The organism is Bacteroidota bacterium, from assembly GCA_018831055.1.
GTDB lineage: Bacteria > Bacteroidota > Bacteroidia > Bacteroidales > B18-G4 > M55B132.
The window spans coordinates 1-12,336 of sequence record JAHJRE010000028.1 but is presented as its reverse complement, the minus strand read 5'-3'; the positions used below and the strand labels follow the sequence as shown (position 1 = coordinate 12,336).

General features: G+C 42.4%; 9 protein-coding genes and 1 rRNA gene. 8 read left to right on the top strand and 2 right to left on the bottom strand.

Translation table 11 applies throughout. The annotated features are described in order from the left end of the window. Positions 1–216 precede the first annotated feature (216 nt). Complete coding sequence (locus tag KKA81_02000; protein ID MBU2649682.1) at positions 217–2,430, bottom strand: LruC domain-containing protein; 2,214 nt, start codon at positions 2,428–2,430, stop codon at positions 217–219. A gap of 312 nt (positions 2,431–2,742) precedes the next feature. Next, positions 2,743–4,521, bottom strand: coding sequence for an arginine--tRNA ligase (locus tag KKA81_01995; GenBank protein MBU2649681.1), 1,779 nt, complete (start codon positions 4,519–4,521; stop codon positions 2,743–2,745). Positions 4,522–4,690: 169 nt separating this feature from the next. Here KKA81_01995 and KKA81_01990 point away from each other — a divergent pair, with 169 nt between their 5' ends. From KKA81_01990 to KKA81_01955, 8 genes are all read left to right on the top strand, one after another. After that, a complete protein-coding gene (locus KKA81_01990; protein MBU2649680.1) occupies positions 4,691–6,031 on the top strand; it encodes a cyclic 2,3-diphosphoglycerate synthase in 1,341 nt (446 codons plus the stop codon). A gap of 122 nt (positions 6,032–6,153) precedes the next feature. After that, positions 6,154–7,062: an aspartate carbamoyltransferase gene (gene pyrB / locus KKA81_01985; GenBank protein MBU2649679.1), complete on the top strand. Its 909-nt coding sequence runs from the start codon at positions 6,154–6,156 to the stop codon at positions 7,060–7,062. 13 nt (positions 7,063–7,075) lie between these two features. Then, entirely contained in the window at positions 7,076–7,537 is a 462-nt protein-coding gene (locus KKA81_01980) for an aspartate carbamoyltransferase regulatory subunit (protein ID MBU2649678.1), read from the top strand. 60 nt (positions 7,538–7,597) lie between these two features. Continuing rightward, a complete protein-coding gene (locus tag KKA81_01975; GenBank protein ID MBU2649677.1) occupies positions 7,598–8,236 on the top strand; it encodes an ATP-binding protein in 639 nt (212 codons plus the stop codon). Between the two features lie 15 nt (positions 8,237–8,251). Then, complete coding sequence (locus KKA81_01970) at positions 8,252–9,181, top strand: ABC transporter ATP-binding protein (GenBank protein ID MBU2649676.1); 930 nt, start codon at positions 8,252–8,254, stop codon at positions 9,179–9,181. Position 9,182: 1 nt separating this feature from the next. After that, positions 9,183–10,406, top strand: a complete 1,224-nt coding sequence (locus KKA81_01965) for an ABC transporter permease (protein MBU2649675.1) — start codon at positions 9,183–9,185, stop codon at positions 10,404–10,406. Positions 10,407–10,450: 44 nt separating this feature from the next. Then, positions 10,451–11,110 (top strand): hypothetical protein, encoded by a 660-nt coding sequence (locus KKA81_01960; protein MBU2649674.1) that lies wholly within the window; start codon positions 10,451–10,453, stop codon positions 11,108–11,110. A 360-nt stretch (positions 11,111–11,470) separates the two neighbouring features. Further along, positions 11,471–12,336, top strand: a 16S ribosomal RNA gene (locus KKA81_01955); the annotation flags it as partial.

The window sequence follows — 12,336 nt, the reverse complement described above, 5'->3', positions numbered from 1 at the left end:
TGCTGGGGACTGGGGACTGGGTGCTGGGGGCTGGTTGCTGGGGACGGGTTGCAGGGGACACCATGCTGCTTGAAACCTGTAACCTGCAACTTGTAATTGTTTATTCCCAATTCTCATTTTCCATTCGAATCCAAATCCTGGGCATACATGTAAAAAAGGGCGTTAATAGTATTTAACGCCCTAAAAAAATTGAGCAGACCAGCAGAATGTATCTTATCAGGGATAAATAACGCTGTTATCCCGGTATCCGGGTAAATCCATATACCAATCCTGGAACAAGACTCCACCCGATTCAGCCCAGGCTACAAACTTCAGATAACCGGTTATTATATCCTCACGTTCGATCATATGTTCGAATTCTTCAGGAATGTTAATAACCCAGGGCAGGTGGTTAGTAGTTTCGAAATAGTCACCCGTACCCGGATTGGATGCATCATCCTCAGTGCCAAAATAGGCTATATCGATCAGATCTGTTGGCAAATAATCGATCATATGAACCTCCCTCCCTCGTGTACGATCTATAATTAAAAAGGGATTATACGGCGGGTTACCGACCGATGCCATGGGGGTACCCAGGGAAACAACAACAGTTGTTGTATCTGCATCCTGTGTATTGCTGCCATCCGGCAAGACATTAACAAAGGGCATATTGCCAAGAGCTTTATAAACGTTGTCGTAAACAATAATCACAGCATCGTTCTGTTCGGCTTCCGTGCCATTACCGGAAATGGTAAGATATGTATCAAGTATCTCCTGCCCTGTTACAGCGGATACAGAGGAATATCCTATCGGAACAGAGAAACCAAAGCCATTCTTGTATCCGGCCCCGGTTGCAAGTATCTTAAATTTACCGATGATTTCTACAATAGAATTACCGGCATTGGTTACCGGATTAAACTGATAGGAAAGCACCAGATCGTTGAAGTCATAGTCTCCCTGTGATGGCCAGTAGTCTTCAAAAGCAAGGGTTCCAAAGGTATTTTCCGAAGGATAATAGTTGTTATATGCCCGGTCGGGATCGTTGGGATAATCATCATTGGTATCCGTCACGCCATCACCATCGGTATCGGGATCCGTTGGTGTTCCTGCTCCCGGATTGCAATCACCGTTCTGCGGAACATATGCCTGACATTGGGTTACGTTGGGACCCAAGGTCCCATACAGACTTTCAATACCGTCAGCATCACAGATATCTATATTATTGGTCAGGCTACCGTCGTTCCATATCTCAGTCTTGTCATTTACATCCAACCTGGCATATGTGGTAACCGGTCCGGTGACCGGACTGCCTACCTCCAGATCCTCTAAAAACATCAAAGACCCAGCTCCTAAAGTAATTGTATTGCCGTTTAGTTCTGTTTCCAGTCCGGCTTCCATATATCCGTTATTTTCCAGATTGGCATAAATAAGGATTTTCTTGGTCGTCTCAATACGGCAATTATTGGTTAAGGTGCTACCGCTGTTGATTTCTATATGGTTTAGCGCATATATTTCCCCATTATTCGTAATGGTGGAGTTATTGCTTGCTTCCAGTTTGTTCGACAGATGCATGGTACCGTTATTTACCATTTCGCCTCCTGTATAAATGTCAAATCCTTTAAGGTATACATCCCCATTATTTTCAAAATAACCGGCCAGCCCAATGGTTGAATTATTAAAATCAAGTGAATCACCATAATTCAGGAACTGAGCGGTTCCCGACCATACTTGATAGTTACTGCAACTGAACACTCCTGTCTCAGAAACAATTATGGTAGGATCCCCACTCCATTGTTCAATCTTTGTAGAAACCAATGTTCCGCATACTTTCAAAGTCGCAGCACCACCTGTAAACGTAATCCTGCCATTAAATACCGCCCCTTCAGGAATACAAACCGTATCACCGGCATTAATATTAATGTTCTGATTGGTAACCCCGGGATAACTGATTGTACATCCTGAATTACAATCCGGAGGAGGATTGAAAAAGTATTCTGATTTATCATTAACGCTTTCTCCCACGTTAACCGTTAAACTCGAACCGGAAACCGCTACTTCCCTCAGCTCATATACCATTTCACCGTAGCGTGCAAGTACCCATAAATGCTCCATCCGTGTGGGTAAGGCAATTGTGGTTTCAAAGTCTTTCCCGCTTGCTATCAAACCTTTTGACATAACCTCCCCTCCGGCAAATGGATAATCGTTGTAAAGGGAGACCGTTAACTTCGCATCCGCGGGCAATTCCGCAGCTACCATCCGTATCCGGATCGAAACATCCTCGGTTGTTTGAAAATCAAATCCCGGCGGGACCTGAATTTCACTGAATTCATCTACAACATGCTGAGGAGTTTCTTCCTCCGGAGTTTCTTCCTTTTGACAGGAATGAATCAGGGTCAGGCCTGAGAATGCAAGCAAAACCCATAAAAATGTAAGTAATCTGGCTTTTTTCATAGTTATAACTTAGATTATGGTTGATTTTCTGAATCCATACATCATACCCGTTTGGCATACCTGTCCAAAGCAATAGCATGATAAATTAAGTGGATCGTCAATAAGGTGGGTTGCAGTGTTATACATTCATAACCGTTGCAAGGTTACGAAATTATTAGCATTAAATTATCATATAAAAAATAGAAACCGTCTTTTCAGACGGTTTCCTGCAATAAGAAGCAACTTTTGGAAAATGCATAGTAGCATCATTTCTTTCTACGGAAAGACGGGTTTAAGGTTCGGTAAGGGGGAATAAAAGTGGGATAAGGTTCCCTACATCCGGTCAGGAACATCAATACCAAGAAGATTCATCGCAGATTTTAAGATTTTCCCGGTGGTTGCGGAAAGGATCAGGCGAAAATTCTTTGACGCTTCATTTTCTGCTCTTAAAACGGGAATTTCCTGATAAAACTGATTGAATTCCTTTGCAAGATCGAAGGCATAATTGGCAATAAGCGCAGGAGAGTACTGTTCACCGGCATCCTGGACAATATTGGGATAATCCCAGATTAGTTTCATGAGAGAGCGTTCTTTATCCAGGATATTGCCGGGTACTGGATATTCATAATCAGGCTCTCCGGCTTTAGCCAAAAGAGAACGGATCCGTGCATGAGTATACTGGATAAACGGGCCTGTATTACCATTAAAGTCAACCGACTCTTCAGGATTGAACAACATGTTTTTCCTGGGGTCCACTTTAAGGATATAGTACTTCAAAGCCCCCATACCTATCATGGTATAAAAGGCATTTGCCTCTGCATCTGTCGAGAACTCAGCCTTTCCAAGGTCAGATGTCATCCTTGCAGCCGTTTCATTCATTTCATCCATCAGGTCATCAGCATCCACTACGGTACCTTCACGGCTTTTCATCCTTCCTGAAGGAAGCTCTACCATACCATATGAAATATGTATAATATCGCCGGCCCATTCCCGTCCCAGTTTCTTTAAGATAAGCCGTAGTACATCAAAATGGTAATTTTGCTCATTCCCTACCACATATAATAGCTTACCGGGATGATAATCATCATACCTGAGCTGGGCGGTGCCCAGATCCTGGGTCATGTAAACCGAAGTTCCATCGGAACGCAATAACAATTTTTTATCCAAACCCTCACCACTAAGGTCACACCAAACCGACCCATCATCAATTTTGTAAAAGGCTCCTGAGTTAATCCCTTCCATAACAATTTCCTTCCCCAGGAGATAGGTATCTGATTCATAATAAGTTTTATCAAAATCAATACCCATACGGTGATAGGTCTGCTCAAACCCATCATATACCCATTGGTTCATTTGTTGCCACAATGCTCTTGTTTCCTTATCGCCATGTTCCCAGTCCTGAAGCATTTTCCTGGCTTGCATCATTAAATCACTGCTCTTCTCGGCTTCATCATCGCTTAAGCCCTGTCCCTTTAGATCATTAATCTCCTTTTTGAGTTCTTTATCAAACTGAACATAATAATTACCCACGAACTTATCCCCCTTTTCTCCGGTCTTATCAGGCAAAGCACCGTTAGCCCATTTATTCCAGGCAAGCATTGTTTTGCAAATATGTATTCCCCTGTCGTTAACCAGATTCACCTTAACTACTTTGTGGCCATTTGCCTGTAAAATTTTTGCAATTGACCAGCCCAGAAGGTTATTTCTAACATGTCCGAGATGAAGCGGCTTATTGGTATTGGGAGAAGAGAACTCTATCACCACAGGAGCAAGATCTTCGCGGACCTCGTTTAATCCGTAATGCAGATTATGAAAAGCACCACGAAGAGCTTCTATCCAATATTCATTTGAAACAACAATATTCAGGAATCCTTTGATCACATTGAATCTTTGCACCTCCTGCATGTGAGTTGCAAGATAATTTCCAACCTCCGATGCGGTAACTTCCGGCGATTTTCCTGAAAATTTCAAAAAGGGAAACACATTGATGGTAAAATCACCTTCAAATTCCTTTCTCGTCTTTTGCACTTGTGACGAATCCAGAGAAATTTCCTTTCCATACAAGTCACTAAAAGCCTTCTGTACACCTTTTGTTATTTTGTCCTTCAACATTTTCCCCGATTTTTTCGGCAAAGATACCAAATTGACGAAATGCATAAACTATGACTGTGTAATCCTGTCCTTTTAACAATTTTCTCATATTAAACCTGTTGGTTTAAATTAAACTTTTAATTTTGCGGATATTTTGTGAATCAATTTTATAAACCAAAGGGAACTAGTAATGAAAAAACGAGTAATCATTATTGGTGCTGCGGGAAGAGATTTCCACAATTTCAACACTTATTTTCGTGGAAATGAAAACTACAATGTTGTAGCCTATACGGCTGCCCAGATTCCCGATATCGACGGAAGGAAATACCCGGCTGAACTGGCCGGTGGACTTTACCCGGACGGTATCCCAATTTATGCAGAAGAAGATCTCCCTGAGTTAATTAAAAAACTGGAAGCTGACATATGCGTTTTCGCATACAGCGATGTGACCTACGACAAGGTCATGGGCGTCAGCGCCATTGTGAATGCAGCCGGAGCAGATTTTATGCTTCTCGGACCCAAAGACACAATGGTTAAATCCACCAAACCCGTCATTGCCATTGGCGCAATTCGTACCGGTTGTGGAAAAAGCCAGACCTCCAGAAGAGTTATTGAACTCCTGATGGAAAAAGGATTAAAAGTTGTTGCTGTAAGACATCCTATGCCATATGGCAACCTGGTGGAACAAAAGGTGCAACGTTTCGCCAAAGTGGAGGATCTCGACAAGCACAAATGTACTATTGAAGAAATGGAAGAATATGAGCCTCACGTTGTTAGGGGTAATGTTATTTACGCAGGAGTTGATTATGAGGCTATCCTCAGGGCCGCTGAAAACGACCCCGATGGCTGCGATGTTGTTATCTGGGATGGAGGCAACAACGATTTTCCTTTTTATGCTCCCGATCTTATGATAACCGTGGTAGACCCACACAGGCCAGGTCATGAACTCAGATATTACCCGGGTGAGGTAACACTGAGAATGGCAGACGTTGTTGTAATCAATAAGATGGACAGCGCCGGTCCTGAAGCCATTCAGATTGTTAGAGATAATATCTCAAAGGTAAACCCAAAAGCAATAGTTGTCGATGGTGCATCACCCATCAAGGTTGATGATCCCAGCCTGATCAAAGGGAAAAAAGTCCTTGTGGTAGAAGACGGCCCAACGCTTACCCATGGCGAAATGAAAATTGGAGCGGGAACGGTGGCTGCAAAGAAATTTGGTGCGGCCGAACTCGTGGACCCAAGACCTTATACCGTTGGAAAATTATCCCAAACATTCAAAATCTATCCCAATATTGGAACATTATTACCTGCAATGGGATACGGTGATGAACAACGCCATGACCTGCAAGCTACTATTGAGAATACCGAATGCGATGCTGTGGTAATTGGCACCCCTATTGACCTGAACCGCATTATTAAGATCAACAAACCCAATACAAGGGTCTATTATGATCTCCAGGAAATCGGTTCACCTGACCTCTCAGAGGTCATCAATGACTTTATCAGCAAATTCAACCTTAATAAATAAGGTACCGGGCGGCTCTTTTGAGCCGCCTTTTTTTTAATCATAAGTTATTAACAATGACCTTCATGGAGCTTAAAAATTCATAATTTTATCGCATTGCAAGATCCATCATAAATACTACCCCGATGAAAAATAAAAGCCTCATTTCCATAAATGATTATACCCGGGAAGAACAGATACGAATCCTGGATTACGCGGCAGAATTTGAAGCAAACCCAGTACAAACTATTCTTCAGGGCCTGGTGGTTGCCACTTTGTTCTTTGAGCCCTCCACACGCACAAGGCTTAGCTTCGAAAGTGCCGCAAACCGTTTGGGTGCAAGAGTAATTGGGTTTTCCGACAGCGCTTCCTCAAGTGTAAAAAAAGGAGAATCCCTTAAGGATACTATTCTGACAGTCAGCAATTACTCCGATTTAATCGTCATGCGCCATCCTAGAGAAGGCAGCGCACGCTATGCCAGCGAGGTATCGCCGGTACCGATTATCAATGCGGGAGACGGCGCTAACCAACATCCCACTCAAACCCTGCTTGATATGTATTCTATCAAGAAAACCCAGGGAACATTAGACGGCCTTCAGATAGCTTTTGTCGGAGACCTGAAATATGGCCGGACCGTTCATTCTCTCACTATGGCAATGTGCAATTTCAAAACAACCTTCCACCTTGTCTCACCACAGGAACTGAAACTGCCTTCCTATGTCAAACAGCATATTAAAGAAAATAAGCTGGAGTATTATCAATACACTGATCTTCAGGAAGCTATACCTAATGTAGATATTCTGTATATGACCCGTATTCAGAGAGAAAGGTTTTCAGACCCTATTGAATATGAACGGGTGAAAAATGCATATATCCTGAACAATTCCATGTTAGGAGACGCCAGATCAAACATGAAAATACTACATCCTTTGCCCCGGGTAAACGAAATCACGGAAGACGTTGATGCCAACCCTATGGCATATTACTTTAAACAAGCAGAAAATGGAGTCTATGTAAGACAAGCACTATTAGCAACCATCCTGGGTGTAAAATAAAAATAGCTTAACCATGGAAAACAAAATAAAAGAATTACAGGTATCGGCCATTGAAAATGGTACCGTGATCGATCATATTCCTGCCGGAAATGTGTTTCTGGCAATACGAATCCTGAACCTCGACCGCTCAACCGAACAAATCCTTTTTGGTACCAACCTCGAAAGTAAAAAATACGGTACCAAGGGAATTATTAAAGTCAGCAACCGCTACTTCGAAGCTGAAGAACTTAATAAAATCGCCCTGGTTGCTCCAACGGCAACCATCATCATTATCAAAGACTACCATGTAATTGAAAAGAAACGGGTCGAAGTCCCTGACAAGATCAGCAAGTTCATCAAATGTGTCAACCCCAATTGCATCACCAACAACGAAGCCGTTCCAACGAAATTCCACGTTGTGGATAAGGAGGATACCAAGTTACAGTGCTGCTATTGCGAAAAGATTACAGCCAAGGATAATATGGTCTTCCTGTAAAACCATCATTCCATGATCTGTTTTGCCATTCATCGCTAAAAATCCGGAGGGCAGAGCGTTTTGAGTAAATATATCAAAAAGCTGATCGAACAGGGTGAACATCAGCAACTTGATTTTAAATTTGAGATTTCAGACTCCAGGAAAATAGCCAGGACTCTGGTAGCATTCACCAATACCAAGGGAGGTAAGATTTTAGTTGGCGTAAAAGATAACGGAGTTATTGCCGGCATCAGAAGCGATGAAGAATATTATATGATAGAAGCAGCTGCTACTCTCTATTCCCGCCCTGAAGTAAAGTTTACAACCAGGGAATGGGATATTGACGGGAAAATCGTACTCGAAGTAGACATTCCGCCCAGCAATCATAGGCCTCATCTGGCACCATACAAAGATAACCTCTGGAAAGCCTATATAAGGGTAGATGATCAAAATCTTCTGGCAAACAGGATACTTCTTAAAACCTGGGAATTGTCAGGAATAGAAAAGAATGTTACTATCAGGTACAGGGAAGAGGAAAAATTTCTCATGGAATATCTGGAGAAAAAAAACAGGATCACATTTTCACAATTTTGCCGGATTGGGGGTATTCCCAGACAAAAGGCAGAAACCATACTAATAAATTTCATCCTGTTGAAAATAATAACAATGGAGATTACAGAAAAACAAGTTTACTATCGGATTGCCGAAACCAATTCTTAATAAATACTCCGGAACTTGATCAGTATAAAAAACATAGAAAAAGCATATAACGAGAGAAAAGCTTTATACGACTTTTCTCTTGAAATTTCAAAAGGAGAGTTTTTTGGTATTCTAGGCCCGAATGGTGCAGGAAAAACTACACTGATCCAGTTGATCACAGGAATATTAATACCCGATAATGGGAAGATATTTGTAAACGGTGCATCCGTATCAAGCGATAAAAGGACCATTGCATCCCAAATCGGAGTAGTTCCCCAGGATATTGCTTTATACAATTCGTTAACTGCATTGCAAAACCTTCTTTTTTGGGGTGGGTTTTATTCCGTAAACAAAACCCGTTTAAAAAGCAGGGCATACGAACTTCTTGAAAAGGTTGGACTCCTGGAACGCGCTAATTCCAGAGTCGGAACGTTTTCTGGTGGCATGAAAAGAAGAATAAACCTTGCAGTTGCACTTATGCATAATCCCGCAATCCTGATTATGGATGAACCAACAGTAGGGATCGACCCTCAAAGCAGAAACCTTATCCACAACCTGCTTAATGAAATTCACACCAGGGGCTGTACCATATTATATACATCCCATTACCTGGATGAATTCGAGAAACTTTGCGATAAGATTGCCATCATGGATAAAGGGGTACTGGTCGCTGAAGGCAATATAGATGAATTGCGGAGAAAATATGCACCAGACGACCTGGTAGTTGTTAAGTTGGAAAAACCCGTGACTGTTGATACCCTGCAGGAACTGTTTAACGGATTGCTGATAGTCAATTTAATTGATAGCACAACGGTTATGATAAGAACTGATGGTAACGGTTCATCTGTCGAAAAGATAATTCATGGTTTTTCAGTCAAAGGATTAGGAATAGTAAGCCTTGAAGTAAGGAAAAGCAATCTCGAAAATGTATTTTTTAACCTTACCGGCTTGGATTTAAGAGATTGATATGTGGAATATTATAAAAAAGGATTTACTGATATTGCTAAGTGACTGGCGGGCAGTCCTTCTCACTTTCCTGCTTCCTGTGGTACTGGTTACACTGTTCGCACTCGCTTTCGGAGGAGTATTCACCGATGAGAAACCCTCGGGTCTTATTCTCCTGGTAAGTGATGCCGATATCAGCCCGGCTTCAGCAAGCCTGATTCAACTGCTCGACTCTGTTGATTTCCTGGAAATCTCAAAAACCGACGCACACCAGGCTACTGTTATGATCAGGCATGGACAGGCCCCGGCTGGCCTGGTTATACATAAAGGGTTTGCTGATTCACTCCATAAAGGGGGAATGCTTCCTCTGGAAATTGTTTTTGATCCAGCCAGGGCTCAGGAAATTGGCATGATTAAAGGAATGATTATGCCACCATTGATCCGTTTCAGTCTTGGTTCAAAGATATCGGCCAACATTAACGAAGAATTCAGCAAGCAGGAAAGCATCCCCGAAGTCCTTTCCTCAGGCTTGCTTTCCTCACTTGAAACTATAGTTGCAGAAAAATTTAGCAAGAAGGATATATTGCAAGACATCCTGCCAGAGGAGACTAAACTGGTTGCCGAATCTGAGCAAAGCTGGGGATTAATACAAGCCGTTGCCGGAACCGCTGTAATCATGCTCTTGTTCAGTCTGGGAACCAGAGGAGCTTCCTTTTTAACAGAAAAGGAGTCAGGAACGCTTTCCCGCCTGATGACCCTTCCGGTTCGAACCTCCCGAATGCTTCTTGCAAAATTCTGGTATGGCATCCTGATCGGAATGTTTCAGCTTTTTATCATGTTTATATTTGCCTATCTGGTGTTTGGACTGAAACTGGAATCCGGCATTGTTTCAACACTGCTGATGATGTTTGCCACCGCATTCGCATGCAGCAGTTTTGGACTGTTCATAGCCTCAATTTGCAGCTCTTATAATCAACTGGAGATCATTTCCATCATTGTTATCCTGATAATGTCTACCCTGGGTGGCAGCATGATACCATTATATATTATGCCAGAGTTTATGCAAAAATTTGCGATAATATCGATAAACTACTGGTCAATACAAGGATTCTATGACATTTTCTGGCGAGGACTTCCTTTTATCCACATATTGCCAAAAGCATTGGTTTTATTAGGGTCAGGACTACTTCTACTTCTTGTTTCCATGATATTTACACGAAAGAACCTTTCGGCATTAATGCGCTAACTGATTTGTTTTAGTAAATTTGTATTCTCAGGAATACTATTGGTATGCTCAGAAAAATCTGTATTATCATATCTGGTCTAATTTTTCCCTTGCTGATATTATCGCAGGAATTCCATACTGGATCAGGATTAAGCATAAATAAGAGCTATTCAGGAGTAAATGGCAACAGCAAATTACCTGATTCAATTTTCATAAAGCAAACCCAGCTCCGGTATTCATTAAGCACAGGAATGTCATTTGTTTCCTGGGGAGGCTTAGGAACGATGACTACACAATTCATCTCTCCGTCAATTTCTGCCAGGATAAACCGCAAAGTTAGCCTATCAGGAGGTGTTCGAATCAGCAATCTTTTCATCAATACAAAGGTTTACGAAGGGATGCCACAGGAAAAGACCGGCACGGTGACTTCGGCAATGCTCTGGTTAAGAACCGATTATCAAGTCAATTCGAGGCTGGGATTTAGCGGTATCCTGTATAAAGATTTTACCCCCGGAAACCAAATCCATGATAGCAGGACGTTAAATATACCTCAGAGTGAAGGATTTATGATAGACATGCAATACAGGCCATCACGAAATTTGGAGATAAATGCCGGATTTGGATATCATAGAGGTACCCCTATATATACAGGATATGATGGAAGATTATGGGGCGAATCATCGCCATTTTATCCAGGAGTATTTGAAACTGGCCCGGGATTTTAAGTAAAACAGCCTAAAAATTCAATCATAAAAGTCTACACATCAACATATTAACAATTGTTAATAACTCCAAAAAAAATATTTAAAAAAAGTCTTGATTTTTCGAATTAATAATTCATATCTTTGCAGCCGCTTTTGACGAAACAGATCAAAAGACGTTCTTCGGAAAGGGTGAGAAAAAACTGAAAAAATCTAAAAAAAGATTTTGTGGTTTGTGAAAAAGGTATTACTTTTGCAAACCCTTTTCGGGGAAAAAAAGAAGTTCATTGAAATTATGAAGTAAGCCAAGTAAAGTAGCAAATATCTGCCAAAGGTTAACCTTTGAGTAAATAGTGAATCCTAGAGACATTTAACAGACTTATTACAATGAAGAGTTTGATCCTGGCTCAGGATGAACGCTAGCGGCAGGCTTAATACATGCAAGTCGAACGGTAAGGTCTCTTCGGAGATACACGAGTGGCGCACGGGTGAGTAACGCGTATGCAACCTACCTTGAACTGGGGAATAGCCCCGAGAAATCGGGATTAATACACCATAACATTCATTCTTCTCCTGGAGGATGAATTAAAGCTCCGGCGGTTTAAGATGGGCATGCGTGACATTAGCTAGTTGGTGAGGTAACGGCTCACCAAGGCAACGATGTCTAGGGGTCCTGAGAGGGTTATCCCCCACACTGGTACTGAGACACGGACCAGACTCCTACGGGAGGCAGCAGTAAGGAATATTGGGCAATGGACGCAAGTCTGACCCAGCCATGCCGCGTGCAGGATGACTGCCCTACGGGTTGTAAACTGCTTTTGTACGGGAAGAATCCCCCCGACGTGTCGGGGATTGACGGTACCGTGCGAATAAGCATCGGCTAACTCCGTGCCAGCAGCCGCGGTAATACGGAGGATGCAAGCGTTATCCGGATTCATTGGGTTTAAAGGGTGCGCAGGCGGAATGGTAAGTCAGTGGTGAAATCCCCCGGCTCAACCGGGGAACTGCCATTGATACTGCTATTCTTGAGTACACTTGAGGTAGGCGGAATGTATCATGTAGCGGTGAAATGCTTAGATATGATACAGAACACCAATAGCGAAGGCAGCTTACCAAAGTGAAACTGACGCTCATGCACGAAAGCGTGGGGAGCAAACAGGATTAGATACCCTGGTAGTCCACGCTGTAAACGATGGGCACTAGGTGCAGGAGGTATCGACCCCGTCTGTGCCGTAGCTAACGCATTAAGT

Excerpts from the sequence above, each read along its gene's own strand:
- KKA81_02000 (MBU2649682.1), bottom strand. The coding sequence starts at position 2,430 with ATGAAAAAAGCCAGATTACTTACATTTTTATGGGTTTTGCTTGCATTC.
- KKA81_01995 (MBU2649681.1), bottom strand. The coding sequence starts at position 4,521 with ATGTTGAAGGACAAAATAACAAAAGGTGTACAGAAGGCTTTTAGTGAC.
- KKA81_01990 (MBU2649680.1), top strand. The coding sequence starts at position 4,691 with ATGAAAAAACGAGTAATCATTATTGGTGCTGCGGGAAGAGATTTCCAC.
- pyrB (MBU2649679.1), top strand. The coding sequence starts at position 6,154 with ATGAAAAATAAAAGCCTCATTTCCATAAATGATTATACCCGGGAAGAA.
- KKA81_01980 (MBU2649678.1), top strand. The coding sequence starts at position 7,076 with ATGGAAAACAAAATAAAAGAATTACAGGTATCGGCCATTGAAAATGGT.
- KKA81_01965 (MBU2649675.1), top strand. The coding sequence starts at position 9,183 with ATGTGGAATATTATAAAAAAGGATTTACTGATATTGCTAAGTGACTGG.
- KKA81_01960 (MBU2649674.1), top strand. The coding sequence starts at position 10,451 with ATGCTCAGAAAAATCTGTATTATCATATCTGGTCTAATTTTTCCCTTG.